Source organism: Pseudomonas sp. KH_024_B2 (assembly GCF_057839965.1).
Window position 1 is genome coordinate 5,103,376 of record NZ_CM174502.1, and the last position, 25,328, is coordinate 5,128,703.

A 25,328-nucleotide genomic window follows, 5' to 3' on the forward strand; every position below is an offset into this window, starting at 1 on the left:
ACTGTTGCTATATGCCTTTTGTAGGAGCCGAGCTTGCTCGCGATGAACTTGAAGCTGACGCATTTCGTCAGAAAACACGCGTAATCGTTAACGACCATCGCGAGCAAGCTCGGCTCCTACGGTTTTGCATTCACCCGCCATCTTTATAGGGTCACTGCCCCGAAAAAAGCGTTTGGTGGTAAGCTCGCGCACCATGAATATCTACAGCTCTCGCCCCGTTGTCCTCTGTCTCTCCGGCCACGACCCAAGTGGTGGCGCCGGCTTGCAGGCAGATATCGAAGCCCTGCTCGCTCAGGGTTGTCATGCAGCTCCCGCAGTGACCGCTCTGACCGTGCAAGACACAGTCAATGTCAGCGATTTCCGCGTCCTCGATCGCGAGTGGGTATTGGCTCAAGCCAACGCCGTGCTCAACGACTCGACCGTCGCGGCGGTCAAGCTGGGCATGCTCGGTTCCCTGGAAATGGTCGACACCGTAGTCGAACTGCTCTCGGCGCACCCGCATTTGCCGGTGGTCTGCGACCCGGTATTGCGCGCCGGTGGCGGCGGACGACTGGGCAAAGACGAAGTCGGCTACGCGATGCGCGAACGCCTGCTGCCGCTGTCGATCATTGCCACCCCCAACCTTCCCGAAGCGCGCATCCTCGCCGAACTGCCCGAAGGCACCGCGGACGAGTGCGCTGAAAAACTCCTGCCGTTCGTCAAACATCTGCTGATCACCGGCGGTCATGGCGACGAGCACGAAATACACAATCGCCTGTATAGCCGCGACGGTCGCCGCGAAACCTTTACCTGCCAGCGCCTGCCCGGCAGTTATCACGGTTCCGGTTGCACGCTGGCCAGCGCCCTCGCCGGTCGCCTGGCCCAGGGTGAACACCTCGCCAGTGCCGTACAGAGCGCGCTTGACTACACTTGGCGCACTCTGCGTGATGCGGAGCAACTGGGCAAAGGCCAGTTCGTGCCGCGCCGCCTGCCACTGGATTTCTGTTCGTAACGCCATGAGGCCTGTCCGATGAAACTACGTGGCCTGTACGCCATTACCGACAGCCAGTTACTGGCCGGGAAATTTCTTTCGTACGTGGAGGCGGCGCTCGAAGGCGGCGTCACCCTGCTGCAATACCGCGACAAGAGCAGCGACGAGGCCCGCCGCCTGCGTGAGGCCGAAGCCCTGCGCGAGCTGTGCGAACGCTACAAGACCCGGCTGATCATCAACGACGACGCCGAACTGGCGGCACGCCTGAACGTCGGGGTGCACCTGGGCCAGACCGATGGCCCACTGATGCCGGTTCGGGCACTGCTCGGTCGTCAGGCAATCATCGGCTCGACCTGCCACGCGCAACTCGAACTCGCCGAACAAGCTGCCAAAGAAGGCGCCAGTTACGTCGCCTTCGGTCGCTTCTTCAACTCCAACACCAAGCCCGGCGCACCGGCCTGCAGCCTCGAACTGCTCGATCAGGCCCGCAGCAAACTGCACCTGCCGATCTGCGCGATCGGCGGCATCACTCTGGACAACGCTGCGCCGCTGGTGGCCCACGGGGTCGATCTGCTGGCGGTGGTCCATGGTCTGTTTGGCGCCGAGAGCACTGCTGAAGTAACGCGCCGTGCCCGCGCCTTTAATGAATTATTCAAATCCTGATTTTTTGAGAGCCCGATCATGTCTCGTTCCGAAACCCTGTTTGCCAATGCCCAGAAACACATTCCCGGCGGCGTGAACTCGCCCGTTCGTGCCTTCAAGAGCGTCGGCGGCACGCCGTTGTTCTTCAAGCATGCCGAAGGCGCCTATGTAACGGACGAAGATGACAAACGTTATGTCGACTACGTCGGTTCGTGGGGCCCGATGATCCTCGGCCACAGCCACCCGCAAGTGCTCGATGCGGTACGCAAGCAGCTCGAGCATGGGCTGTCCTATGGCGCCCCGACCGAAATGGAAACCCAGATGGCCGACCTGGTCTGCTCCATCGTGCCATCGATGGAAATGGTTCGGATGGTCAGTTCCGGTACTGAAGCGACCATGAGCGCGATCCGTCTGGCCCGTGGTTTCACCGGTCGTGACAGCATCATCAAGTTCGAAGGTTGCTACCACGGCCATTCCGACAGCCTGCTGGTCAAAGCCGGTTCGGGCGCACTGACCCAAGGCGTTCCAAGCTCTGCGGGCGTACCCGCTGCATTTGCAAAACACACCCTGACCTTGCCGTTCAACGACATTGACGCAGTCGAGCAAATGCTCAGCGAAGTCGGTCAGGAAGTGGCGTGCATCATCGTCGAGCCGGTGGCCGGCAATATGAACTGCGTGCCACCGGCGCCAGGTTTCCTCGAAGGCCTGCGCACGCTTTGCGACAAACACGGCGTGGTGTTGATTTTCGACGAAGTGATGACCGGTTTCCGCGTCGCCCTCGGTGGCGCCCAGGCACATTACGGCGTCACTCCGGACCTGAGCACTTTCGGCAAAATCATTGGCGGCGGCATGCCGGTGGGCTGCTTCGGTGGCAAACGCGAAATCATGTCGCACATCGCCCCGCTGGGACCGGTCTACCAGGCTGGCACCCTGTCCGGTAACCCGCTGGCCATGGCTGCCGGCCTGACCACCCTGCGCCTGATCAGCCGTCCGGGCTTCCATGCCGAACTGAGCGACTACACCAGCCGCCTGCTCGACGGCCTGCAACAGCGCGCCGACGCAGCCGGTATTCCGTTCGTGACCACTCAGGCCGGCGGAATGTTCGGCCTGTACTTCAGCGGCGCTGACGACATCGTGACTTTCGATGACGTCATGGGCAGCGATGCCGGCCTGTTCAAACGCTTCTTCCACCTGATGCTCGAAGGCGGCGTTTACCTGGCGCCGAGCGCCTTTGAAGCCGGTTTCACCTCGATCGCTCATGGCGATGCCGAGCTGAAACTGACGCTGGATGCTGCCGAACGTGCATTTGCTGCTTTGAAATAAGCCTACCGATCTGACGCTGCTTGCGCGGCGTCAGGTTTTTTCCAGGTCTTTATGTCTCTTTTGCGCCCTTTAAAGCACAAAATCTCCTACAAACCGGGAGATATCAGGCCGCGCAGCAGAAAAACGAGTAAAGACTTTGTAAGGTTGGCCCTGCTTATTTCATAATGCGCGCTTATTGGATCCCCTCGATGGGTCCACGCGCCCCTCAGAGGTAAGTCGATTCCCATGAACCGCACCGGCCGCACCCTTGCATTGGGCTGCCTGTTGCTCTTTCAGCCCCTGCTCGCGCACGCACAAGCAGGCGGCAACCCGTTGTTGATCCCGGCGATGGGTCGCTGCACCCTCAATACTCAGCCGCAAGACTTGTCCGAGGCGCTTGCCGCCTGCCAGAAAGCGTCGGATGCCGGGGATGCGCAAGCGCAATACGAGTTGGGTGAATTCTATTACGCCGGCAAAAATGTGCCGCGCGACCTCGATAAAGCCCTGAGCTACTTCGAGAAAGCCTCTCTGCAAGGCCATGCTCAGGCGCAATTCAAGCTCGGGACCATGTTTTTCCACGGCGAAGGCGTTCCGGCCAATAACGTTCAGGCGTATATCGTGCTGAAGATGGCGGCGGTCAATGGCGCCGAGGATGCGCTGGACACTGCCGACGAAGTTGCCGAACACATGAAGCGTGATGAGCTGGAAGTCGCCACTCAGGTACTGGGGCAGATTTTCCGCAAATACCTGCTGGAACTGCAAAGCGCCGACGGGCGTTCGCCTTTCTCACCGTTGCCCTGACCTGCGGGCTTTTCGTGGCGAGCGAGCTTGCTCGCGCTCGGCTGCGCAGCAGTCGTAAAATCAGTTAATGCGGTGTGCCAAATAACAATCGGTCGCAGGTTTTAGGGCCGCTTCGCGACCCAGCGGGAGCAAGCTCCCTCGCCACAGGGTACCGCGATTTACTTATCCGGCATCGGCATCGGAAACGGCATGACGTTGCTCATGCCGCGGGCTTCGGTGATCTTCGGCGTACCCAGGCGCTCGACTTCGTCGATGCGCACGATCGAATGCACTGGCACAAAACTGCGTACCACACCTTCGAACTGCGCCTTGAGCTTCTCTTCGCCTGGGTCGACGACCAGCTGTGTGCGCTCGCCAAAGACGAACTCTTCCACTTCCAGGAAGCCCCACAGATCACTTTGATAGATCTGCTTGGCGTACATTTCGAACACCTGGCCCTGGTTGAGGAAAATCACCTTGTAGATTGGAGCTTCACGTTTGGTCATGGTGGGCGGGTAACAAATCGGGGGACATAAAAGAGGGCGCAAACTATAGCATAGCCACCGGACGCGCAACGCTAGGAACCTGCGGACATGACCACTATAATACGCGGTTCTTTGAACCACTTGATGAACCCCCATGGCCAAGAAGCTCTACATTGAAACCCACGGTTGCCAAATGAACGAGTACGACAGCTCGCGCATGGTCGATCTGCTGGGTGAACATCAGGCCCTGGAAGTCACCGCCCGCGCCGAAGACGCGGACGTGATCCTGCTCAACACCTGCTCGATCCGCGAACGCGCCCAGGATCGGGTGTACTCCCAGCTCGGCCGCTGGCGCGAACTGAAACTGGCCAACCCGGACATGGTGATCGCCGTCGGCGGTTGCGTGGCCAGCCAGGAAGGCGCGGCAATTCGCGACCGCGCACCCTATGTCGACGTGGTGTTCGGCCCGCAGACCCTGCACCGCCTGCCGGAAATGATCGACGCCGCGCGCCTTACAAAGCTGCCGCAAGTCGACGTCTCGTTCCCGGAAATCGAGAAGTTCGATCACCTGCCAGAACCGCGCATTGATGGCCCAAGCGCCTATGTTTCGGTGATGGAAGGCTGCAGCAAGTACTGCACGTTCTGCGTGGTGCCTTATACCCGCGGCGAAGAAGTCAGCCGACCGTTCGACGATGTGCTGGCCGAAATCATCCACCTGGCCGAAAACGGCGTGCGTGAAGTCACCTTGCTGGGGCAAAACGTCAACGGCTATCGCGGCCAGACCCATGACGGTCGCCTCGCAGACCTTGCCGAACTGATCCGCGTAGTCGCTGCCGTCGAGGGTATCGAGCGTATTCGCTACACCACCTCGCACCCGCTGGAATTCTCCGACAGCCTGATTCAGGCTCACGCCGAAGTGCCGGAACTGGTCAAACACCTGCATTTGCCGGTGCAATCCGGCTCGGACCGCATTTTGGCGGCGATGAAACGCAACCACACCGCGCTGGAATACAAATCCAAACTGCGCAAACTGCGGGCCGCCGTGCCGGGCATTTGCATCAGTTCGGACTTTATCGTCGGCTTCCCCGGCGAAACAGAGAAAGACTTCGAACAGACCATGAAGCTGATCGAAGACGTCGGTTTCGATTTTTCCTACTCGTTCGTCTACAGCCAGCGCCCGGGCACCCCCGCGGCCGATCTGCTCGATGAAACGCCGGAAGAGCTGAAGAAAGAGCGCCTGAACGCCCTGCAACATCGACTCAATCAGCAAGGCTTCGAGATCAGCCGACAAATGGTAGGGTCCACTCAGCGCATTCTGGTGACCGATTATTCGAAGAAAGACCCGGGCGAACTGCAGGGGCGCACCGAGAATAATCGTATCGTCAACTTCCGCTGCGACAATCCCACACTGATCGGCCAGTTCGCCGATGTGCGTATCGATGCCGCGCAACCGCACTCGCTGCGCGGTTCTTTGTTGCAGTAATCGTCAAGACACTGGAGATCAAATGTGGGAGCGAGCTTGCTCGCGATAGCGAACTTTCATTCAACATTGATGTTGTCTGATACACCGCTATCGCGAGCAAGCTCGCTCCCACATTGGAACTGCGTTGTTCTTGAGGGCGCGCTCATTCATTTAAGAGCTTTCGCACCCAGCCCACTGGCGCTATCCTTGAATCATCTCCATTGCCTTAGGGCGGCTAAAAACGACCTTGAACGCACCCATAGAACCACATCGTTTCATCCTCGAGCCCGTTGAGGCTCGCCGCTTCGCCAATCTGTGCGGGCAGTTCGATGAGCATCTGCGCTTGATCGAACAGCGCCTGAGCATCGAGATCCGCAACCGCGGAAACCAGTTCGAACTGATCGGCGAACCAAAACACACCACCTCCGCGGAAAACCTCCTGCGCCGCCTGTACCGGGAAACCAAGGCTACCGAGCTGTCGCCGGACATGGTTCACCTGTTCCTGCAGGAATCCGCCGTGCAAGAGATGGACAACCATCCGTGCGCCGAGCCCGTCGCACTGCGCACCAAAAAAGGCATGATTCGCCCTCGCGGCTCGAATCAGCAGCGCTATGTGAAGGAAATCCTCGGCAACGACATCAACTTCGGCATCGGTCCGGCCGGTACCGGCAAGACCTATCTGGCGGTTGCCTGTGCAGTGGACGCTTTGGAGCGCGAGCAAGTACGCCGCATCCTGCTGGTGCGTCCAGCGGTTGAAGCCGGCGAAAAGCTTGGTTTCCTGCCTGGCGACCTGGCGCAGAAAATCGACCCGTACCTGCGTCCGCTGTATGACGCGCTGTACGAAATGCTCGGCTTCGAACACGTTGCCAAACTGATCGAACGTCAAGTGATCGAGATCGCACCACTGGCCTATATGCGCGGACGAACGCTGAACAACAGCTTCATCATTCTCGACGAAAGCCAGAACACCACCGTCGAGCAGATGAAGATGTTCCTGACGCGAATCGGCTTTGGTTCAACCGCGGTCATTACCGGCGACATCACCCAGATCGACTTGCCCAAGGGCACAAAGTCCGGGCTGATCCATGTGATCGACGTGCTCAAGGAAGTGCCGGGCATCAGCTTTACCCACTTCACCTCCAAAGACGTCGTGCGCCATCCACTGGTGCAACGCATCGTCGAAGCCTACGAGCGTTTCGAACATCGTGCCGAAGGCGAACCGGCCAGGTTTTCCTCTGCGAAGGACAACCGCCACGATGCTTGAGCTCGATCTGCAACAAGCCACCGATGCACCTGCCCCCAGCGAAGCCGAGTTCCGTCAATGGTGCGAACTGGCGTTGCGCCAACGCACCGCCGATTCGGAGCTGACCATTCGTTTGGTCGACGAGCCCGAAGGCCGCGAGCTGAACCACACCTGGCGGCAAAAGGATTACGCCACCAACGTGCTGTCCTTCCCGGCCGATGTGCCGGACGAACTGCTGGACATCCCGCTGCTTGGCGATCTGGTGATCTGCGTGCCCGTGGTCGTGCGCGAGGCCGCCGAACAAGGCAAGGCACTCGACGCCCACTGGGCGCACCTGGTGATTCACGGCTGTTTGCATCTGCTGGGTTATGACCATATAGATGACGACGAAGCCGAAGAAATGGAAGCACTGGAACGAACGTTGCTTGCTGAACTGGGTCATCCTGACCCGTATGCAGATGACGAAACCTGCGAACCTCCAACTGTAACAACCAAGGATTTAGAGTAATCGCTATGAGCGAAGACCGATCGAGCAGCGGGCAAAAGTCCTGGCTGGGTAAACTGACCCAAGCTTTTGCCCACGAGCCGAAAAACCGTCAGGAGCTGCTGGAGCTGCTGCGCGAAGCCCATCAGAACAAGTTGCTGGACAGCGAGGCGCTGGCCATCGTCGAAGGCGCCATCCAGGTCGCTGACCTGCAAGTACGGGACATCATGGTTCCGCGCTCGCAGATGATCAGCATCAAGGCGACCCAGACACCCCGCGAATTCCTCCCGGCCGTCATCGATTCCGCGCACTCGCGCTATCCGGTGATTGGCGAAAGCCACGATGACGTCATGGGCGTTCTGCTGGCCAAGGATCTGCTGCCGCTGATCCTTCAGGAAAACGGCGACAGCTTCAATGTCAAGGATTTGCTGCGTCCGGCGACCTTCGTCCCCGAGTCCAAGCGCCTGAATGTGCTGCTGCGTGAATTCCGCGCCAACCATAACCACATGGCCATCGTCATCGACGAATACGGCGGCGTAGCCGGCCTGGTGACCATTGAAGACGTGCTGGAGCAGATCGTCGGCGACATCGAAGACGAGCACGACGTCGAAGAAGACAGCTACATCAAGCCGCTGCCCAGCGGTGATTTCCTGATCAAGGCGCTGACCCCGATCGAGAACTTCAACGAGTTTTTCGACTGCGAATTCTCCGACGATGAATTCGACACCGTCGGTGGTCTGGTGATGAGCGCGTTCGGGCATTTGCCAAAACGCAACGAAATCACTGAAATCGGCGCCTATCGCTTCCGCATCCTGAACGCCGACAGCCGTCGGATTCACTTGCTGCGTCTGACACCCATTGCCCGTTAAGGATTGACATGCTCCGCGTAACCCGCCCCGGCTGGCCCGGTAACCTGCTGGCCGTGGCGGCCGGTGCACTCACCACTCTGGCCCTGGCGCCGTTCGATATCTGGCCGTTGGCATTGCTGGCGGTCGGTTTCTTTTACGCCGGCTTACGCGAGCTGAGCCCCCGTCAGGCGCTGGGCCGTGGCTGGTGCTTCGGTTTCGGCCTGTTTGCCGCCGGAACCAGCTGGATCTATTACAGCATTCACAATTTTGGCGGCGCCTCGGTGCTGTTGGCCGGGTTGCTGATGCTGGCCTTCACTGTTGCGATCGCCTGGTTCTTCGCCCTGCCCGCCTGGCTCTGGGCGCGCTGGTTGCGTCGCAATGAAGCGCCGCTGGCCGATGCCTTGGCGTTTGCCGCGTTGTGGGTGGGTCAGGAAGCATTTCGCGGCTGGTTCCTGACCGGTTTCCCGTGGCTTTATTCCGGCTACAGCCAGCTCGACGGACCACTGGCCGGGCTCGCGCCGTTGGGCGGCATGTGGCTGATCTCCTTCACCCTGGCCCTGACCGCGGCACTGCTGTACAACCTGCCGCGCCTGATCAAGTCCGGTCACAGAGGATTTATCGCCGCCGGCCTGCTATTGCTGATTGCCCCATGGGCTATCGGCATCGCGCTCAAAGGCCACGCCTGGACCAGTCCATCCGGTGCGCCGCTGTCGGTTGCGGCCATTCAGGGCAATGTCGAACAAAGCATGAAGTGGGACCCGACGCAGCTGAACGCGCAACTGGCGCTGTACCGCGACATGAGCTTCAGCTCCAAACGTGTGGACTTGCTCATCTGGCCAGAAACGGCGATCCCGGTGCTGAAGGAATCGGCCGAAGGTTATCTGAACATGCTCGGCAACTTCGCCGCAGAGCGTAATTCCGCACTGATTACCGGCGTGCCGATCCGTGAGGAAGTACGCCATGTAAAGCGTTACTTCAACGGCATCACCGTAGTCGGCGAAGGCGATGGCACCTACCTGAAACAGAAACTGGTACCGTTTGGCGAGTACGTGCCGTTGCAGGATCTGCTACGCGGACTTATCGCCTTCTTCGACCTGCCAATGTCGGACTTCGCTCGCGGCTCGGCCGATCAGCCGTTGCTGCAAGCCAAGGGCTATCAGATTGCGCCGTTCATCTGCTACGAAGTGGTCTACCCGGAATTCGCCGCCGGCCTTTCGGCTCGCAGCGACCTGCTGCTGACCATCAGCAACGACACCTGGTTCGGCACCTCCATCGGCCCGCTGCAACACTTGCAGATGGCGCAAATGCGCGCCCTGGAGGCCGGACGCTGGATGATTCGCGCCACCAATAACGGCGTCACCGGCCTGATCGATCCGTTCGGCAAAATCACCGTGCAAATCCCGCAATTCGAGCGCGGCATCCTCTACGGCGAAGTGGTACCGATGCACAACCTGACGCCGTACCTGCAATGGCGTTCGTGGCCGCTGATCATTCTGTGCGTGCTGCTGTTCAGCTGGGCGTTGCTGGCCAGCCGGATGGCCAGAACGGTTTAACAGGCTTCAACCTTTTTTTGTGGCGAGGGAGCTTGCTCCCGTTCGGCCGCGAAGCGGTCGTAAAACCGATACATGCGGTGTGCCAGACAGAACACTGTTGCAGGTTTTGGGGCGGCTTCGCCACCCAGCGGGAGCAAGCTCCCTCGCCACAGGGGCCGGGCTTGGCTCGAACTACCGATAAAACAACGAATACCCCACCTGCCCCACCGCCTCATTAAGCAACTGCCCACTTTGCCAAATCGATTTGAATTCGGGCATCCAGCCACCCAATGGCCGGGCATTATCAACCCCTAAAAAACCCACCGGAGCGGCTACGACGGTGAAACCTGCCCGTTCGAAACTCCACACCGAACGCGGCATGTGCCAGGCCTGTGTCACCACGACCACCCGCTTGATACCCAGCGGCTGAAGCACCTCTGCGGTAAACCGGGCATTCTCCCAGGTCGTGCGGCTGCGTCCCTCCTGCCAACGGACCGTCACCGCAAAATCATCCTGCATAGACTCGGCCATCAGCGCCGCTTCAGTGGGTGGTGTTCCATAGTGCAGACCGCCGCTGGTCAACACCGGCAAGCCTGAGGCCTTGGCCAGGCGGGCCGCATAGCGTTCGCGCTCCAACCCCACGCCGGTCGGCTGATCCGAGCCCCAGGCCGGATCACCCCGCTCCCGGCCCGAGCCCAATACCACAATCGCATCTGCGCGCTCGGCCAGCGTCGCCCATTCGCTACGGGCCAGCGGTGGCTCGCGCTCAAGTGCGCGGGCACTCCACTCCACGACAATCGGCAAGCTCATCAGCCAGAAGCCGCCAACTCCCAGCACAAAGCACGCGCCTGCCAAGCGTGGCCGGGAGCGACGCAACCACCAGGCAAACAGAAGCAGCAGCAAAAGAATGCCGGGCGGCAAAAGCAGTTGTTTAACGAAATAACGAAAAGGCATCGAGCATCTCCAGAGATGCCCGAAGCCTAAGTGGGTTGAAGCAACGCGACAACAGATGTTGAAGGCATTTCAATCGAAAGCCTGGACGTGTGACGTCATGCAGAGTGCCCGACAAGGGGCCGCATACACTTATTTGAACGGCAGGGACCGGACCTTTACCGCGTCCCCGACAGGTGCCTTGCCTCTCAACCAGATGATCTTGGCCGAACGTGGTGCTTCTTTATGCTTAATAGCTTCCAATACGTTTGAATATGCCTCACGTTCGCTGCGGTCCAGATAAGCCTTGACCAACTCAAACTCAGCGCGACTCAAACCACGTAGTTCCAACTCGACAGGATGTTCGTCGCGCAACCGATCTGCGGTTTTTGCCGCATCCAGCGCCAGACCAAGACGGTTGATCAGCCGTTCGTACAACTCGGGTTTTGTTCCTTTTTGCTGCGACTCAACCATCCGCTCACCTCATTGAAGATAAGAATCACTCCCCCTTTAAGAGCTTAGCCCCGCTGAGCAAACCGTCCTGCTGCCGCGACCAACGGCCCAAGGGGCGCCTCTGGGTGCAATCAGGGTTTCCCTCGGTAGAGCGCGGTCATGTATGCTACGGCGCTTCCTGTAACTCCACTTCCAGCTCGACTGGGCACCGAAAACGCCGTATTTGGCGTCGTCACCGCCCAGCGTCGCATTGAAGAGGATTAGGCCACCCCTATTCAGTTCAAAAGTAGCCATGCACGAACAATATCAGCCCCGTGAAATCGAAGCCGCCGCCCAATCGTTCTGGGACGAGCAAAAGTCCTTTGAAGTCAGTGAACAGCCAGGCAAGGAGACGTTCTACTGCCTGTCGATGTTCCCTTACCCCAGCGGCAAGCTACACATGGGGCACGTGCGCAACTACACCATCGGCGACGTGATCTCCCGCTACCAGCGCATGCAAGGCAAGAACGTCCTGCAACCCATGGGTTGGGACGCCTTCGGCATGCCGGCGGAAAACGCCGCGATGAAAAACAACGTCGCGCCGGCCAAGTGGACCTACGAAAACATCGCCTACATGAAAACCCAGCTGCGCAGCCTGGGCCTGGCAGTGGACTGGTCCCGCGAAGTCACCACCTGCAAGCCGGATTACTACCGCTGGGAACAATGGCTGTTCACTCGCCTGTTCGAAAAAGGTGTGATCTACCGTAAAAACGGCACCGTCAACTGGGACCCGGTCGACCAGACCGTCCTGGCCAACGAACAGGTGATCGACGGTCGCGGCTGGCGTTCCGGCGCGCTGATCGAGAAGCGCGAAATTCCGATGTACTACTTCAAGATCACCGCCTACGCGGATGAGCTGCTGGAAAGCCTTGACGAACTGACCGGCTGGCCTGAGCAGGTCAAGACCATGCAGCGCAACTGGATCGGCAAATCCCGCGGCATGGAAGTACAGTTCCCGTACGACGTCGCGTCCATCGGCGAAGCCGGCGTTCTGAAAGTTTTCACCACCCGTCCGGACACCCTGATGGGCGCGACCTATGTCGCAGTGGCCGCCGAACACCATTTGGCTACCCTGGCTGCGCAGAACAACCCTGAGCTGCAAGCGTTCATCGCTGAATGCAAGGGCGGCAGCGTTGCCGAAGCCGACGTCGCCACTCAAGAGAAGAAAGGCCTGCGCACTTCGCTGTTCGTCGAGCATCCGCTGACCGGTGAGAAACTCCCGGTGTGGGTCGCCAACTACGTGCTGATGCACTACGGCGATGGCGCGGTAATGGCCGTCCCGGCGCACGACGAACGTGATTTCGAGTTCGCTACCAAATACAACCTGCCGGTCAAGCCTGTCGTGCGCACCAGCGCCGGCGACGAAACTCCGGCTCCGTGGCAGGACGTTTACAACGAATACGGCACGCTGATCAATTCCGGCGAGTTCGATGGCCTCGACTTCGCGGGCGCTTTCGACGCCATGGAAGTGGCGCTGATCAAGAAAAACCTCGGTGCCTCGCGCACCCAGTTCCGTCTGCGCGACTGGGGCATCAGCCGTCAACGCTACTGGGGCTGCCCGATCCCGATCGTCCACTGCGATAGCTGCGGTGATGTGCCGGTACCGGAAGACCAACTGCCTGTCGTGCTGCCTGAAGACGTCGTACCCGACGGCGCCGGCTCGCCATTGGCGCGCATGCCTGAGTTCTACGAATGCAGCTGCCCGAAATGCGGCAAGCCGGCCAAGCGTGAAACCGACACCATGGACACCTTCGTCGAGTCATCGTGGTACTACGCCCGTTACGCCTCGCCGCATTACGAAGGCGGTTTGGTCGACCCGGCCGCAGCCAACCACTGGCTGCCGGTCGATCAATACATCGGCGGTATCGAACACGCGATTCTTCACCTGCTTTACGCGCGCTTCTTCCACAAGCTGATGCGCGACGAAGGCCTGGTCAGCTCCAACGAGCCGTTCAAGAACCTGTTGACCCAGGGCATGGTGATCGCCGAGACCTACTATCGCCGCGAAGCCAACGGCAGTTTCACCTGGTACAACCCGGCCGATGTCGAGCTGGAACGCGACAGCAAAGCCAAGATCATTGGCGCCAAGCTGATCAGCGACGGTCTGCCGGTGGAGATCGGCGGCACCGAGAAGATGGCCAAGTCGAAGAACAACGGCGTTGACCCGCAGTCGATGATCGACCAGTACGGTGCCGACACCTGCCGTTTGTTCATGATGTTCGCTTCGCCACCTGACATGAGCCTGGAATGGTCCGATTCCGGCGTTGAAGGCTCCCATCGCTTCCTCAAGCGTGTCTGGCGTCTGGCTCAGGCCCATGTTGGCCAAGGCCTGCCGGGGACGCTGGATCTCGGCACGCTGAATGATGAGCAAAAAGTCATTCGCCGGGCGATCCACCTGGCCATCAAACAAGCCAGCCAGGACGTCGGCCAGTACCACAAATTCAACACTGCCATCGCTCAGGTGATGACCTTGATGAACGTACTGGAAAAAGCCCCTCAAGGCACCGATCAGGATCGCGCGCTGCTGCATGAAGGCCTGGAATCCGTCGCCCTGTTGCTGGCGCCGATTACCCCACACATCAGCCACGAGCTGTGGCATCGCTTGGGCCACGCCGATCCGGTCATCGATGCCGGTTGGCCGGTGCTGGACGAAAGCGCCCTGGTACAGGACAGCCTGCAGCTTGTCATTCAAGTGAATGGCAAGCTGCGCGGTCATATCGAAATGCCTGCAAGCGCCAGCCGCGAAGAAGTAGAAGCCGCCGCACGGACCAATGAAAACGTGCTGCGCTTCACCGAAGGCCTGACTATTCGTAAAGTGATCGTAGTGCCCGGCAAACTGGTCAATATCGTCGCTAGCTAATTGGATCAGGCGCCAGGTCATGCACCTGGCGCCGAACAAAACCTCCAGGGTCGCACAGTCGGCCCATATGGTTTCAAGGGGAGCATCAAGATGATCAAACGCAATCTGCTGGTTATGGGCCTCGCTGTACTGCTGAGCGCCTGTGGCTTCCAGCTACGCGGTACCGGCACCACCGAGCTCGCTATCAAAGAACTCGACTTGAGTGCCCGCAACGCCTACGGCGAGACCGTCACGCAATTGCGCCAGGTACTGCAAAGCAGCGGCGTAAAAGTCTATGCCGGTGCACCGTACAAGCTGACGTTGACTGATGAACAGGAATCCCAGCGCACCCTCAGCTATGCCGGTTCAGGCCGCTCGGCCGAATACGAACTGACTAACGTACTGAGCTACGAAATCCAGGGCCACGACAACCTGTCGTTACTCAGCGACAAGCTGCAAGTGCAGAAGGTCTTCCTCCACGACGGTAACAACCTGACAGGTTCCGACCAGGAAGCGGATGAGGTTCGCAAGGAAATGCGTCGCGACCTCGTGCAACGCATGATGCTGCGTCTGCAACAGTTGAGCCCGGCGCAACTGGACCAACTGCAGCAAACCGCTGATGCCAAAGCCAAGGCTGAAGCCGACGCACTGAAAGCGGCACAAGAGGTCGAAGCGCAAACGCCTCGCCAATCGCCTCTGCAATTGCAGAATCAGTAAGCCTTACGGGGCGCTCCAGCGCCCCGTTCGCCTCTTCTTATGAAACTAGCCCCCGCCCAACTCGCCAAACACCTGCAAGGCAACCTTGCGCCTGTGTACATCATCAGTGGCGATGACCCGCTGTTGTGCCAGGAAGCCGCCGATGCCATCCGTTCTGCTGCCCGCCAGCAAGGCTTCGATGAGCGCCAGGTGTTCAGCGCCGACGCCAGCTTCGATTGGGGCACGCTGCTGCAAGCGGGTGCCAGCATGTCGTTGTTCGCCGAAAAGCGCTTGCTGGAACTGCGCTTGCCTTCCGGCAAGCCCGGCGATAAAGGTGCAGCGGCGTTCATCGAATACTGCTCACGTCCTGCCGAAGACACCCTGCTGCTGATCAGCCTGCCCAAGCTCGACGGCAGCGCGCAGAAAACCAAGTGGGGCAAAGCCCTGATGGAAGGTGCGCAGACCCAGTTCGTGCAAATCTGGCCGGTGGATGCCAACCAGTTGCCACAATGGATTCGCCAGCGTTTGTCTCAGGCCGGCCTTGCCGCCAGCCAGGATGCTGTCGAACTGATTGCGGCGCGGGTGGAGGGCAATCTGCTGGCCGCGGCTCAGGAAATCGAAAAGCTCAAACTGATGGCCGAAGGTGGTCAGATCACGGTCGATACGGTGCAAGCCGCAGTCGCCGACAGTGCGCGTTTCGATGTCTTCGGGCTGGTGGATGCGATTCTCAACGGTGAAGCCGCCCACGCCTTGCGTATGCTCGAAGGCCTGCGCGGTGAAGGCGTCGAACCGCCGGTGATTCTCTGGGCGCTGGCCCGGGAGCTGCGTCTGCTGGCCAACCTGTCGCTGCAATACAGCCAGGGCGTTCCGCTGGACAAAGCCTTCAGCCTGGCCCGACCGCCGGTCTGGGACAAGCGCAAGCCGCTGATGAGCAAAGCCCTGCAACGCCACTCAGCCCAGCGCTGGGGGCAACTGCTGCTCGATGCCCAGCGTATCGATGCGCAGATCAAAGGCCAGGCGGCAGGTTCGCCGTGGATGAGCCTTAGCCGTTTGTCGTTATTGATGGCCGGACAGCGATTGGCATTGCCGGCTGAGTGATCGGACATTGTGGCGAGGGAGCTTGCTCCCGCTGGAGCGCGAAGCGGTCCTAAAATCGGTAACCGCGCTTTGTCAGGTAGAACGCATTCGTCGACTTTACGACTGCTGCGCAGCCGAGCGGGAGCAAGCTCCCTCGCCACAGGTCATCATTTCCTACACATTGCGGGGGCTGGACAGAACCTCGACTCTGCCCGATGATCGGCACCGCATAACCCACCCACGAGCGAGATCTCATCATGAGCAAAAAGCCATCAACGCATGGCCCCAACAAGGCCAAATCCATCATCGCCCAGCCACTGTTCCGCAGCCGTCAGGAACCAGCCGGCAAGGGCAAAGGCAGCTACCGCCGCGAAGCCTTCCAGTCTAATAGCTGGGAGGCTTCTTACTTTCTGACCGCCTGAAAGCAGAGAATCCGCTGACATGGTAAGGTCGGCACCTGATTCGTATTCTCTGGACCCGTGCATGCCCTTTTGTCTTTCCCGTCGTTGGCACTTACGCCAACTGATCGCTGCCTCCAGCCTTATTCTGTTAGTCGCCTGCGCGGAAAAACCGACCGCCGCCGACGCCCAGCCGCTCCAGACCACCTCAGCCGTGCCCGCTCCGGCCGTTGTTCCTCCAGTGGTCCCGACCGGCGAGAGCCTGGACATCCAGCCAACGCAGACTTTCGCCGAATGGCAGGCCACGTTTCGCAAAGACGCTCTGGCCGCAGGCATCAGCCCCGAGCTTTTCGACCGTGCGTTTGCCAATGTCACACCGGACATGAGCGTGATCCGCGCCGACCGCAGCCAACCCGAGTTTGCCCGGCCAGTGTGGGAATACCTCGACGGCGCCCTGTCCGCCCTGCGTGTCCGCAAGGGCCAGGGACTGCTCTATCAATATGCCGATATCCTGCAAAGCATCGAACAGCGTTATGGCGTTGATCGCCAGGCTTTGGTGGCCGTCTGGGGCATGGAAAGCAACTTCGGCAGCTTCCAGGGCGACAAGTCGGTGATCCAGTCGCTGGCGACCCTGGCCTATGAAGGCCGGCGTCCGGGCTTTGCTCACAGCCAATTGCTGGCCGCGCTACAGATTCTTCAGCAGGGTGATATCGAGCCCGAGAAGATGCTCGGCTCCTGGGCCGGCGCGATGGGGCAGACCCAGTTCATTCCAACGACCTACAACACCCACGCGGTGGACTTCGACGGCGACGGTCGGCGCGATATCTGGGGCAGCCCGGCCGATGCCCTGGCCTCGACTGCGCATTATCTGCAAAGCTCCGGCTGGCAAAAAGGTCAGCCTTGGGGGTTCGAAGTGCAACTGGCGGACGGTTTCGACTATGCACTGGCCGATGGCTCGATCCGCAAGACAGTCGCCGAGTGGATGCAACTAGGGCTCAAACTGCCCAGCGGTGCAAGCGTACCGGCCAGCTCCGAACAACTGTCTGCAGCCCTGCTGCTGCCGGCCGGTTATCGCGGCCCGGCATTCCTGATCCTCGACAACTTCCGCGCCATTCTCAAGTACAACAACTCGTCGTCCTATGCCCTGGCCGTCAGTCTGCTGTCCGAGCGCTTTAGCGGCGCTGGCCTGATCAATGGTGAATGGCCGAAAGATGACTTGCCGTTGAGTCGCTCCGAGCGGATCGAGTTGCAAAACCTGTTGAGCGCCAACAACTACGACGCAGGTACTGCCGACGGTATTATCGGCGCCAATACCCGTAAGGCGATTCGCACCGCACAGCAGTCTTTTGGCTGGCCGGCGGATGGGTATCCGACGCATAAGCTGCTGGAAGGTTTGCGTAATCGTTGAGTAGCCGTACAACTCTTAAAAGCTTCGCGGGCAAGCCCGCTCCCACATGGAGTACGCGTTCTCCTGTGGGAGCGGGCTTGCCCGCGAAGGCTGCATTTCTGGCAACGAAGATCTAAGAAAGAACTACCACATCCTGCTCCAGCACCAACTCCCGAGCCCCCGCATCCAGCCTGACCAACGCCCCCATCGGCAAGGTCAGGTTCGGATCGCAGTGCCCGCTACGCCAGCCGGCGAGTACCGGAATCTGTAACGATTCGAAGGTTTGCTTGAGCAACACCGCCAGCGCCTGCTCATCCACCCCGGCAATGTCCCCCACCAGGACCCCACAGAGCTTGCTCAGCTTGCCGGCCAGTCTTAGATGGGTCAGTAGTCGGTCGATACGATAAAGCGGCTCGTTGATGTCCTCGATGAACAGAATGACGCCTTCGGCATCAATCTCGTAAGGCGTGCCCATGGTCGCGGCGATCAGCGACAGATTGCCCCCCAGCAAACGCCCGTGAGCGATGCCAGGCTCGATGGTGGTCAACGGCCAGGCCACCGGGTGCGCCAGCACGCTGCCCGCTTTCACCTGCCCGCGCAGCATGTTGAAAAACGAAGACTCGGTCGGCTTTTGCTTATCGCCCAACAAGTCAGCATTGAGCATCGGACCATGAAAGGTCACGAACCCCGCATATCGACTGATCGCCAAATGCAGCGCGGTGACGTCGCTGTAGCCAATGAACAGCTTGGCGTTGTCGCGCAGCAGTTCGAAATCGATACGATCAAGCAACCGCGGCGTACCGTAACCGCCGCGCAGGCAGATGATCGCATCGACCTCGCTGTCGGCGAAGGCTGCATGCAGGTCATTGAGCCGCACGTCATCGCTACCGGCCAGATAGCCATCGCTCTCGTATACGCCGGGAAACACCCGCAGCGAATACCCTCGAGCGCGCATCCAGGCAATGGCTTTATCAGTATCCAGCGCTGCGGGACCGGCGGGCGCGATGACGCCGATCAGCCCTTGCGACGGCAAGGCCGGAACGGGTGCGTGAGGAAGCAGAGCGTGGGTCGGTCGAACGGTCATCCATGAATCTCCCTGCGCGAAAAGCTTCAGCACACAGTAGTCAGGAACGGGGACAAACAGAAGAGGATCAGTCACCCCGCAGGTTGCAGGAGAAGACTGTAGTTGCCGTAGGCACGGCTAATAAAAACACCCGCAAGGCTGAAAAGCCTTGCGGGTGGCTTGGATCAGGACGACATCAGCTCAGCTTTAACCAGCTTCGCCTGCTCATCAGCATGATACGAAGAACGCACCAGCGGACCGGATGCAACGTTCTTGAAGCCCATTTTGTAGCCCTCTTCGGCAAACCAGGCGAACACGTCCGGGTGCACGAAGCGCTGCACCGGCAAGTGACTGCGCGATGGCTGCAGGTACTGGCCGAGGGTCAGCATATCGATGTCGTGCTCGCGCATGCGCTGCATGACTTCGATGACTTCTTCGTCGGTCTCGCCCAAGCCGAGCATCAGGCCGGATTTGGTCGGAATGTGCGGCATCATTTGCTTGAACTTCTGCAGCAAGGTCAGCGACCACTGGTAGTCCGAACCCGGGCGCGCAGCCTTGTACAGGCGCGGAACGGTTTCCAGGTTGTGGTTGAACACATCCGGCGGCTCGGCGGCGGTGATTTCCAGTGCCACGTCCATCCGGCCACGGTAGTCCGGGACCAGGGTTTCGAGCTGCACGTGCGGCGACAGCTTGCGAATTTCGCGAATGCAGTCGGCAAAATGCTGGGCACCGCCGTCACGCAGGTCGTCGCGGTCTACCGAGGTGATCACCACGTACTTGAGTTTCAGGTCGGCGATGGCAATGGCCAGGCTTTCCGGCTCGTTGACGTCCAGTGGCTTCGGACGGCCGTGGCCGACGTCGCAGAACGGGCAGCGACGGGTGCAGATGTCGCCCATGATCATGAAGGTTGCGGTGCCGCCGGAGAAGCACTCACCCAGGTTCGGGCAGGAGGCTTCTTCGCAGACGCTGTGCAGCTTGTGTTTGCGCAGCAGCGCCTTGATGCGGTCGACTTCCGGCGAAACCGGGATGCGCACGCGAATCCAGTCTGGTTTTTTCGGCAGTTCGGTGGTCGGAATGATCTTCACCGGAATACGCGCGACCTTTTCGGCACCGCGTAATTTAACGCCGGCTTCAACTTTCGGACGAGCCGCACGCTCGGATACATCCAGCGCCGGGATCAGGGTTTGCACAGCGTCTTGCGCAGTAGTCATATCAATCGATTCCGCCCGTTAGGGTCGTCTGCTCAGCATAGTCGAGGTGTTTGACGAGCTGCGCGCGCAGCCGGGCACTTACCTCGGCAAATTCAATCGGTCCTGTGTGATCGCTCAGCTGGGTCATCGCCAGCCCGGCATAGCCACAGGGATTAATTCGTCGAAACGGTTCCAGATCCATATCCACGTTCAGGGCCAGGCCGTGAAAGGAGCAACCGTGACGGATCCGCAAGCCCAGCGAGGCGATTTTCGCCCCGTCGACGTAAACGCCCGGTGCATCGGCCTTGGCCACAGCCGTGACGCCATAGCTGGCCAGCAGCTCGATCAGGCATTGCTCCATCCGGCTGACCAGATCGCGCACACCAAACCCCAGCTTGCGCACGTCCAGCAGCAGGTAAGCCACCAACTGGCCGGGGCCGTGATACGTCACTTGCCCGCCGCGGTCGACCTGCACCACCGGAATATCCCCGGGGAGCAGTAAATGCTCGGCCTTGCCCGCTTGGCCCTGGGTGAAGACCGGCGGATGCTGGACCAGCCAGACCTCATCCGCAGCCTCAGTCCCACGCTCGTTGGTAAAGCGTTGCATGGCCTGCCAGACCGGCTCGTAAGCCATCTGGCCGAGCTCGCGAAAGCCCAGCGTTTGCGGCATCACAGCACCATGTGCACTTGACCGGTCGCACGCAACTCACTGTTGATGTCGTACAACTGATCCTGACCGGTGGCAATGATATGCAACTGAATGGTGGTGTACTTGCCATTGGTGCTCTGGCGTTCGGCCAGAGACTGGTGATCGACCTCGGCATGTTTCTCAAGGATCTCGATGACCAGGGCCTTGAAACCTACGCCGGTATCACCGATCACTTTGATCGGATAGTCGGCACAAGGGAATTCGATTTTTGGTGCCTTTACTTCTGTATCTGTCATGGCGTAACGGCCTCGTAAGCCGTGGCGACGGACATACCCCACGCGCCATGTCGGAGCGGGGGGCACGCGGACCACACTATCAGTTGAACAAGCCGTAGAAGAATAGACGGATGCTATCCCACATGCGGCGGAAGATACCACCTTCGTCGACCGCGTCCAGCGCGATCAGGTCGGCGCTGTGCACGACTTTATCGTCCAGTTTCACTTCGACTTTACCGATCACGTCACCCTTGGCGATCGGCGCGATCAGTTGCGGATTCATGGTCATGCTGGCAGCGAGCTTTTTCAGCTGGCCTTTTGGCAGGGTCATGGTCAGGTCTTGAGCCAGACCGGCCTTGATCTGATTGGTGGTGCCTTTCCAGACTGGAGCCTGAGCCAACTCGGCGCCCTTCTGGTAGAACGTCTGGGTTTCGAAGAAACGGAAGCCGTAAGTCAGCAGCTTCTGGGTTTCAGCCGCGCGAGCCGTTTCGCTGACGGTACCGAAGACCACAGCGATCAAACGCATACCGTCACGTACAGCCGAAGACACCATGCAGTAGCCGGCTTCGTCGGTGTGACCGGTCTTCAGACCATCGACGGTCTTGTCGCGCCACAGCAGCAGGTTGCGGTTCGGTTGCTTGATGCCGTTCCAGAAGAACTCTTTCTGCGAGTAGATCGCATAGTGAGCCGGGTCTTCGTGAATGATCGCGCGAGCCAGAACCGCCATGTCGTGAGCCGACGAGTAGTGCTCAGGGTTCGGCAGACCGGTCGGGTTCATGAAGTGACTGTTGGTCATGCCCAGATCGGTGACGGTTTTGTTCATCATGTCGGCGAACGCGTCTTCGCTACCGGCAATGTGCTCGGCAAGTGCAACACTGGCGTCGTTACCCGACTGAATGATGATGCCGTGCAGCAGGTCGCTGACCGTTACCTGAGTACCAACCTTGATGAACATCCGCGAACCGCCGGTACGCCAGGCGTTCTCGCTGACGGTCACCGGATCGTTTTCACCGATCTGGCCGCGACGAATTTCCAGGGTCGCGAGATACGCGGTCATCAGTTTGGTCAGGCTGGCCGGCGGCAGACGCTGGTCACCATTGTTCTCGACCAGCACGTTACCGCTGCTGGCGTCCATGAGCACATAGGCTTTGGCGGCCAGTTGCGGTGGCGACGGCATCATCTCTACCGCCCAGGCGGCAGGCGTGATGAGCAGCGGGACAAGCAGGCACAGGCGTTTGGCAAAGGTGGTGATATTCATCCGTCTCTCGAAATTACTAATGGAAACTTGCCCTCGCGGGCAAAACTAATCTGACAACCGGTCCCGATTGTCGCGTATTCAGTTGTTCGCCCTAAACCCTGCTCGGGCTTTTGTTCTTCGACGAGCCAACAACCGGAACCCGCCCCTACAAAGGCCGGGCCCTCAATCCAGTGTCACTTATTCTGCTGTTACCAGGCTCGGCTGACCGAGATTGGCCAGTCGCACGCTGTTTTGCACTTGCTGGATTTCACCCGGCGTGCCGATCGGCCCCATCCGCACCCGGTGTAACGTCTGCTGATTGCGCACGATCGAACTGATGAACACCGGGGCCTGCACCATCGCGCTCAGCTTCGACCTCAGCAGCTCGGCAGCGTCCGGGTTGGCGAAGGCGCCCACCTGAAGATACTGGCCAGAGGCTGGTGCAGAAGCGTTTTTTTTTGCATCCATCTGCATCGGCACAACGGCCGCGGCGTGTTGTTGTGGTGGCGGTGTCCATTGCTCGACCGTACCGGCCGAAGCCGTCAGCACGGGAGCGGCGGATTGCGCCACTTTCGGTTCGTTGAGCATCAACGGCGCCGGCCGGCCACGTTGGGCCCACCATTGCTGCGGATCGATGCCTTCGACCTTGACCCGTGCGGTGCCGGTTTCGGCGTAACCCAGTTTCTTGGCGGCCGCGTAAGACAAGTCGATGATCCGGTCAGAGTAGAACGGCCCACGATCATTGACGCGCAGAATCACGCTCTTGTTGTTGTCCAGGTTGGTCACCTTGACATAACTCGGCAAAGGCAGGGTCTTGTGCGCGGCACTCATGCCGTACAGGTCATAGACTTCACCGTTGGCAGTGTTCTGGCCGTGAAACTTGGTGCCGTACCAGGAGGCCGTGCCCGCGGCGACATAGTTCTTCGACTCGCTCATCGGGAAATAACTTTTGCCCAACACCGTATACGGATTGGCCTTGTAGGGGCCGGAATGCAGGGTCGGTGTGGCGTCCGGAATGCGCGAAACATCGACATCCCACCACGGCGCGCCGTCTTTATGGGCGCGGTTGATATCCAGGCCCGGCGTTGCGCGAACGCCGGCCTGGGATTTGTGCTGCGGCGCGCGGCTGGTCGAACAACTGACCACCAGCAACGACAGCGCGGCCAAAGCCATCAGCTTCAGGGGTTTGTGAATCGGCATTGCCCGCATTACTTGACGCCCCGTGCTTGGACCAGCAAATCAGACAGCTGATGCACGGCCATGGCGTACATCACACTGCGGTTATAGCGCGTAATCGCGTAAAAATTACTCAGACCCACCCAGTATTCGGGGCCATTGTCACCTTCCAGGCGAAAAGCCGTGACCGGCATATCATCGCGCAGCGCATCATGACTCGACCAGCCCAGCGCCCGCAACTCCCCGACCGTTTTGACCGGATCGATTCCCGGGGTCAAACCCTCGTCGACCTGATCACCGCGCACCGCTGCCTGGCTGACCACTGGCTCACCGGCCACCCAGCCGTGACGCTTGAAGTAGCTGGCGACACTGCCAATGGCGTCGTCCGGATTGGTCCAGATATTGATGTGGCCGTCACCGTCGAAGTCCACAGCATAGGCGCGAAAGCTGCTCGGCATGAACTGCGGCAAGCCCATGGCGCCGGCGTAAGACCCCTTGAGGGTCATCGGGTCGACCTGTTCTTCACGAGCCAGCAACAAGAACTCACGCAATTCCTTGCGGAAGAATTCGGCGCGCGGCGGATAGTCGAAACCCAGGGTCGACAATGCGTCGATCACCCGATAGTTGCCGGTATTGCGGCCGAAGAAGGTTTCAACGCCGATGATCGACACGATCACCTGGGCCGGCACCCCATATTCCTGCTCGGCACGGGCCAGAACGGCCTCGTGCTGACGCCAGAAATCCACACCGCGGGCAATGCGCGCGTCGGTGAGGAACATCGGACGGTATTCTTTCCATTGCTTGACTCGCTCGGCAGGCCGGGAGATCGCGTCGAGAATCGATTGTTTGCGCTCGGCTTCGCGGAACACACCCATCAACTGTTCCCCGGCGAAACCGTAGTCGCGGGTCATTTCACCGACGAATTCGGCGACTTGCGGCGAGCCTTCATAATCACCGGCCAGCGCTTGCTGCGCCGCACCAAGGATGCTTACCAGGCCGACCCATGGAGCGTATCGAGTAGCCCAGCCACGCATTACTTGCATTGAAATCTTCACCTTATTCAAACCTGAGCGATCCACTTGCGATGGGTATGGATCGACATCAAAACCCCAAACGCTGACAGCAGTGTCACCAGCGAGGTTCCGCCATAACTAATGAAGGGCAACGGCACCCCGACTACCGGCAACAGGCCACTGACCATACCGATGTTGACGAAAACGTAAACAAAAAACGTCATGGTCAGGCTGCCGGCAAGCAATTTGCCAAACAATGTCTGCGCCTGAGCGGTAATCACCAGCCCACGACCGATCAACAGCAGGTAAATCAGCAACAACGCGCAAATGCCCACCAGGCCGAACTCTTCACCCAGGACCGCGATGATGAAATCGGTGTGGCTTTCCGGCAAAAAATCCAGATGGGACTGGGTGCCAAGTAGCCAGCCTTTGCCAAACACACCGCCCGAGCCAATGGCGGCTTTGGACTGAATGATGTTCCAGCCGGTGCCGAGCGGATCGCTCTCCGGATCGAGGAAAGTGAGGATTCGCTGCTTCTGGTAGTCATGCATGACGAAGAACCACATGGCGACGGCCACGGGAACGGCGGCGGCGATCACGCTGAGGATCCAGCGCCAGCGCAGCCCACCCATGAACAACACGAACGCGCCGCCGGCAAGAATCAGCAGCGAGGTGCCGAGGTCGGGCTGACGCACGATCAGAATGAACGGAATCCCGATCAGCATCAGGCTGATACCTACGTGCTTGAGCTGCGGTGGCAACGAGCGTTTGGCCAGGTACCAGGCGATGGTCGCCGGCATGATGATCTTCATGAATTCCGAGGGCTGGAAGCGGATCACCCCGGGAATGTTGATCCAGCGCGTAGCGCCCATGGCGTTGTGGCCCATCACGTCCACCATCACCAGCAGCACCACGCCAAGTACGTAGGCCATCGGCACCCAGCGCGCCATGAAGCGTGGCTCGAACTGAGCGATGACAATCATCGATACCAGGCCGATACCAAACGAAGTGGCTTGTTTGGCCAGCAGATCCCAGCTTTTGCCACTGGCCGAATACAGTACGAACAGGCTGCCCGCGGCGAGTGTCAGCAGCAGAATCAGCAATGGGCCGTCGATGTGCATGCGTTGCAACAGTGTCGCGCGGCGACGCATCACATCC

The 25,328-nt window shown here is 59.7% G+C and carries 25 protein-coding genes; 14 read left to right on the top strand and 11 right to left on the bottom strand.

Annotated features, from left to right (window positions below; translation table 11 throughout):
• The first annotated feature begins 193 nt into the window (after positions 1 to 193).
• The 4 genes from AC3I0A_RS23695 to AC3I0A_RS23710 all read left to right on the top strand — a co-directional run bounded on the left by AC3I0A_RS23695 (position 194) and on the right by AC3I0A_RS23710 (position 3,715).
• Positions 194 to 991, top strand: coding sequence for a hydroxymethylpyrimidine/phosphomethylpyrimidine kinase (locus tag AC3I0A_RS23695; RefSeq protein WP_489374988.1), 798 nt, complete (start codon positions 194 to 196; stop codon positions 989 to 991).
• Positions 992 to 1,009: 18 nt separating this feature from the next.
• Positions 1,010 to 1,633, top strand: a complete 624-nt coding sequence (gene thiE / locus AC3I0A_RS23700; RefSeq protein ID WP_489374989.1) for a thiamine phosphate synthase — start codon at positions 1,010 to 1,012, stop codon at positions 1,631 to 1,633.
• 18 nt (positions 1,634 to 1,651) lie between these two features.
• Positions 1,652 to 2,935, top strand: coding sequence for a glutamate-1-semialdehyde 2,1-aminomutase (gene hemL, locus AC3I0A_RS23705; protein WP_489374990.1), 1,284 nt, complete (start codon positions 1,652 to 1,654; stop codon positions 2,933 to 2,935).
• A gap of 225 nt (positions 2,936 to 3,160) precedes the next feature.
• On the top strand, positions 3,161 to 3,715 hold the full coding sequence (locus AC3I0A_RS23710) for a tetratricopeptide repeat protein (protein WP_489374991.1): 555 nt from the start codon (positions 3,161 to 3,163) through the stop codon (positions 3,713 to 3,715).
• Between the two features lie 158 nt (positions 3,716 to 3,873).
• Here the strand turns inward: AC3I0A_RS23710 and AC3I0A_RS23715 are convergent, their stop codons facing one another.
• Positions 3,874 to 4,200: a DUF1820 family protein gene (locus tag AC3I0A_RS23715; RefSeq protein WP_489374992.1), complete on the bottom strand. Its 327-nt coding sequence runs from the start codon at positions 4,198 to 4,200 to the stop codon at positions 3,874 to 3,876.
• Between the two features lie 133 nt (positions 4,201 to 4,333).
• On the opposite strand from AC3I0A_RS23715, the gene miaB reads away from it, so the two are divergent.
• The 5 genes from miaB to lnt all read left to right on the top strand — a co-directional run bounded on the left by miaB (position 4,334) and on the right by lnt (position 9,769).
• On the top strand, positions 4,334 to 5,662 hold the full coding sequence (gene miaB, locus AC3I0A_RS23720; RefSeq protein WP_489374993.1) for a tRNA (N6-isopentenyl adenosine(37)-C2)-methylthiotransferase MiaB: 1,329 nt from the start codon (positions 4,334 to 4,336) through the stop codon (positions 5,660 to 5,662).
• A 226-nt stretch (positions 5,663 to 5,888) separates the two neighbouring features.
• Positions 5,889 to 6,905 carry a PhoH family protein gene (locus AC3I0A_RS23725; RefSeq protein ID WP_489374994.1) on the top strand — a complete coding sequence of 339 codons (1,017 nt, stop codon included), beginning with the start codon at positions 5,889 to 5,891 and terminating at the stop codon, positions 6,903 to 6,905.
• Positions 6,898 to 7,392: an rRNA maturation RNase YbeY gene (gene ybeY, locus AC3I0A_RS23730; RefSeq protein ID WP_489374995.1), complete on the top strand. Its 495-nt coding sequence runs from the start codon at positions 6,898 to 6,900 to the stop codon at positions 7,390 to 7,392. The genes AC3I0A_RS23725 and ybeY overlap by 8 nt, the downstream gene beginning before the upstream one ends.
• A 5-nt stretch (positions 7,393 to 7,397) precedes the next feature.
• Complete coding sequence (locus AC3I0A_RS23735) at positions 7,398 to 8,237, top strand: CorC family transporter (RefSeq protein ID WP_419116661.1); 840 nt, start codon at positions 7,398 to 7,400, stop codon at positions 8,235 to 8,237.
• Positions 8,238 to 8,245: 8 nt separating this feature from the next.
• The gene (gene lnt / locus AC3I0A_RS23740; RefSeq protein WP_489374996.1) at positions 8,246 to 9,769 is read left to right on the top strand and encodes an apolipoprotein N-acyltransferase; all 1,524 of its coding nucleotides are present in this window, start codon (positions 8,246 to 8,248) and stop codon (positions 9,767 to 9,769) included.
• A 171-nt stretch (positions 9,770 to 9,940) separates the two neighbouring features.
• On the opposite strand, the gene AC3I0A_RS23745 is transcribed toward lnt, so the two are convergent.
• Together AC3I0A_RS23745 and AC3I0A_RS23750 are read right to left on the bottom strand one after the other, a co-directional pair.
• Positions 9,941 to 10,702: a YdcF family protein gene (locus AC3I0A_RS23745; protein ID WP_489374997.1), complete on the bottom strand. Its 762-nt coding sequence runs from the start codon at positions 10,700 to 10,702 to the stop codon at positions 9,941 to 9,943.
• 129 nt (positions 10,703 to 10,831) lie between these two features.
• The gene (locus AC3I0A_RS23750; RefSeq protein ID WP_489374998.1) at positions 10,832 to 11,152 is read right to left on the bottom strand and encodes a hypothetical protein; all 321 of its coding nucleotides are present in this window, start codon (positions 11,150 to 11,152) and stop codon (positions 10,832 to 10,834) included.
• Between the two features lie 271 nt (positions 11,153 to 11,423).
• Between AC3I0A_RS23750 and leuS the strand changes: the two genes are divergently transcribed.
• The 5 genes from leuS to AC3I0A_RS23775 all read left to right on the top strand — a co-directional run bounded on the left by leuS (position 11,424) and on the right by AC3I0A_RS23775 (position 17,588).
• Positions 11,424 to 14,030, top strand: coding sequence for a leucine--tRNA ligase (leuS, locus tag AC3I0A_RS23755; protein ID WP_489374999.1), 2,607 nt, complete (start codon positions 11,424 to 11,426; stop codon positions 14,028 to 14,030).
• A 90-nt stretch (positions 14,031 to 14,120) separates the two neighbouring features.
• Positions 14,121 to 14,726, top strand: coding sequence for an LPS-assembly lipoprotein LptE (locus AC3I0A_RS23760; RefSeq protein ID WP_489375000.1), 606 nt, complete (start codon positions 14,121 to 14,123; stop codon positions 14,724 to 14,726).
• A gap of 39 nt (positions 14,727 to 14,765) precedes the next feature.
• Positions 14,766 to 15,803 (top strand): DNA polymerase III subunit delta, encoded by a 1,038-nt coding sequence (holA, locus tag AC3I0A_RS23765; RefSeq protein ID WP_489375001.1) that lies wholly within the window; start codon positions 14,766 to 14,768, stop codon positions 15,801 to 15,803.
• 236 nt (positions 15,804 to 16,039) lie between these two features.
• Positions 16,040 to 16,204 carry an alternative ribosome rescue factor ArfA gene (arfA, locus tag AC3I0A_RS23770; protein ID WP_489375002.1) on the top strand — a complete coding sequence of 55 codons (165 nt, stop codon included), beginning with the start codon at positions 16,040 to 16,042 and terminating at the stop codon, positions 16,202 to 16,204.
• A 61-nt stretch (positions 16,205 to 16,265) separates the two neighbouring features.
• Complete coding sequence (locus AC3I0A_RS23775) at positions 16,266 to 17,588, top strand: lytic murein transglycosylase (RefSeq protein ID WP_489375003.1); 1,323 nt, start codon at positions 16,266 to 16,268, stop codon at positions 17,586 to 17,588.
• A gap of 112 nt (positions 17,589 to 17,700) precedes the next feature.
• Here AC3I0A_RS23775 and AC3I0A_RS23780 read toward each other — a convergent pair whose 3' ends face one another.
• The 8 genes from AC3I0A_RS23780 to rodA all read right to left on the bottom strand — a co-directional run bounded on the left by AC3I0A_RS23780 (position 17,701) and on the right by rodA (position 25,321).
• Positions 17,701 to 18,651 (bottom strand): S66 peptidase family protein, encoded by a 951-nt coding sequence (locus AC3I0A_RS23780; RefSeq protein WP_489375004.1) that lies wholly within the window; start codon positions 18,649 to 18,651, stop codon positions 17,701 to 17,703.
• 164 nt (positions 18,652 to 18,815) lie between these two features.
• On the bottom strand, positions 18,816 to 19,841 hold the full coding sequence (gene lipA / locus AC3I0A_RS23785; protein ID WP_489375005.1) for a lipoyl synthase: 1,026 nt from the start codon (positions 19,839 to 19,841) through the stop codon (positions 18,816 to 18,818).
• 1 nt (position 19,842) lies between these two features.
• Entirely contained in the window at positions 19,843 to 20,490 is a 648-nt protein-coding gene (gene lipB / locus AC3I0A_RS23790) for a lipoyl(octanoyl) transferase LipB (protein ID WP_489375006.1), read from the bottom strand.
• Positions 20,490 to 20,765 carry a DUF493 domain-containing protein gene (locus AC3I0A_RS23795; RefSeq protein WP_489375007.1) on the bottom strand — a complete coding sequence of 92 codons (276 nt, stop codon included), beginning with the start codon at positions 20,763 to 20,765 and terminating at the stop codon, positions 20,490 to 20,492. Before AC3I0A_RS23795 ends, lipB begins: the two co-directional genes overlap by 1 nt.
• Before the next feature lie 79 nt (positions 20,766 to 20,844).
• Positions 20,845 to 22,002: a D-alanyl-D-alanine carboxypeptidase family protein gene (locus AC3I0A_RS23800; protein WP_489375008.1), complete on the bottom strand. Its 1,158-nt coding sequence runs from the start codon at positions 22,000 to 22,002 to the stop codon at positions 20,845 to 20,847.
• A 177-nt stretch (positions 22,003 to 22,179) separates the two neighbouring features.
• Positions 22,180 to 23,190: a septal ring lytic transglycosylase RlpA family protein gene (locus AC3I0A_RS23805; RefSeq protein WP_489375009.1), complete on the bottom strand. Its 1,011-nt coding sequence runs from the start codon at positions 23,188 to 23,190 to the stop codon at positions 22,180 to 22,182.
• Entirely contained in the window at positions 23,190 to 24,200 is a 1,011-nt protein-coding gene (mltB, locus tag AC3I0A_RS23810) for a lytic murein transglycosylase B (RefSeq protein ID WP_489375010.1), read from the bottom strand. Before mltB ends, AC3I0A_RS23805 begins: the two co-directional genes overlap by 1 nt.
• 17 nt (positions 24,201 to 24,217) lie before the next feature.
• A complete protein-coding gene (gene rodA, locus AC3I0A_RS23815; RefSeq protein WP_489378592.1) occupies positions 24,218 to 25,321 on the bottom strand; it encodes a rod shape-determining protein RodA in 1,104 nt (367 codons plus the stop codon).
• Positions 25,322 to 25,328: the final 7 nt, after the last annotated feature.

Bases quoted from the DNA above. Each gene is read 5' to 3' on its own strand.
- hemL (WP_489374990.1), top strand. From the start codon at position 1,652: ATGTCTCGTTCCGAAACCCTGTTTGCCAATGCCCAGAAACACATTCCC.
- rodA (WP_489378592.1), bottom strand. From the start codon at position 25,321: ATGCGTCGCCGCGCGACACTGTTGCAACGCATGCACATCGACGGCCCA.
- ybeY (WP_489374995.1), top strand. From the start codon at position 6,898: ATGCTTGAGCTCGATCTGCAACAAGCCACCGATGCACCTGCCCCCAGC.
- AC3I0A_RS23795 (WP_489375007.1), bottom strand. From the start codon at position 20,765: ATGACAGATACAGAAGTAAAGGCACCAAAAATCGAATTCCCTTGTGCC.
- AC3I0A_RS23695 (WP_489374988.1), top strand. From the start codon at position 194: ATGAATATCTACAGCTCTCGCCCCGTTGTCCTCTGTCTCTCCGGCCAC.
- AC3I0A_RS23735 (WP_419116661.1), top strand. From the start codon at position 7,398: ATGAGCGAAGACCGATCGAGCAGCGGGCAAAAGTCCTGGCTGGGTAAA.
- AC3I0A_RS23715 (WP_489374992.1), bottom strand. From the start codon at position 4,200: ATGACCAAACGTGAAGCTCCAATCTACAAGGTGATTTTCCTCAACCAG.
- lnt (WP_489374996.1), top strand. From the start codon at position 8,246: ATGCTCCGCGTAACCCGCCCCGGCTGGCCCGGTAACCTGCTGGCCGTG.
- thiE (WP_489374989.1), top strand. From the start codon at position 1,010: ATGAAACTACGTGGCCTGTACGCCATTACCGACAGCCAGTTACTGGCC.
- leuS (WP_489374999.1), top strand. From the start codon at position 11,424: ATGCACGAACAATATCAGCCCCGTGAAATCGAAGCCGCCGCCCAATCG.
- mltB (WP_489375010.1), bottom strand. From the start codon at position 24,200: ATGCAAGTAATGCGTGGCTGGGCTACTCGATACGCTCCATGGGTCGGC.
- holA (WP_489375001.1), top strand. From the start codon at position 14,766: ATGAAACTAGCCCCCGCCCAACTCGCCAAACACCTGCAAGGCAACCTT.
- AC3I0A_RS23780 (WP_489375004.1), bottom strand. From the start codon at position 18,651: ATGACCGTTCGACCGACCCACGCTCTGCTTCCTCACGCACCCGTTCCG.
- AC3I0A_RS23760 (WP_489375000.1), top strand. From the start codon at position 14,121: ATGATCAAACGCAATCTGCTGGTTATGGGCCTCGCTGTACTGCTGAGC.
- AC3I0A_RS23750 (WP_489374998.1), bottom strand. From the start codon at position 11,152: ATGGTTGAGTCGCAGCAAAAAGGAACAAAACCCGAGTTGTACGAACGG.
- lipA (WP_489375005.1), bottom strand. From the start codon at position 19,841: ATGACTACTGCGCAAGACGCTGTGCAAACCCTGATCCCGGCGCTGGAT.
- AC3I0A_RS23805 (WP_489375009.1), bottom strand. From the start codon at position 23,190: ATGCGGGCAATGCCGATTCACAAACCCCTGAAGCTGATGGCTTTGGCC.
- miaB (WP_489374993.1), top strand. From the start codon at position 4,334: ATGGCCAAGAAGCTCTACATTGAAACCCACGGTTGCCAAATGAACGAG.
- AC3I0A_RS23800 (WP_489375008.1), bottom strand. From the start codon at position 22,002: ATGAATATCACCACCTTTGCCAAACGCCTGTGCCTGCTTGTCCCGCTG.
- AC3I0A_RS23710 (WP_489374991.1), top strand. From the start codon at position 3,161: ATGAACCGCACCGGCCGCACCCTTGCATTGGGCTGCCTGTTGCTCTTT.
- arfA (WP_489375002.1), top strand. From the start codon at position 16,040: ATGAGCAAAAAGCCATCAACGCATGGCCCCAACAAGGCCAAATCCATC.
- AC3I0A_RS23775 (WP_489375003.1), top strand. From the start codon at position 16,266: ATGCCCTTTTGTCTTTCCCGTCGTTGGCACTTACGCCAACTGATCGCT.
- AC3I0A_RS23745 (WP_489374997.1), bottom strand. From the start codon at position 10,702: ATGCCTTTTCGTTATTTCGTTAAACAACTGCTTTTGCCGCCCGGCATT.
- lipB (WP_489375006.1), bottom strand. From the start codon at position 20,490: ATGCCGCAAACGCTGGGCTTTCGCGAGCTCGGCCAGATGGCTTACGAG.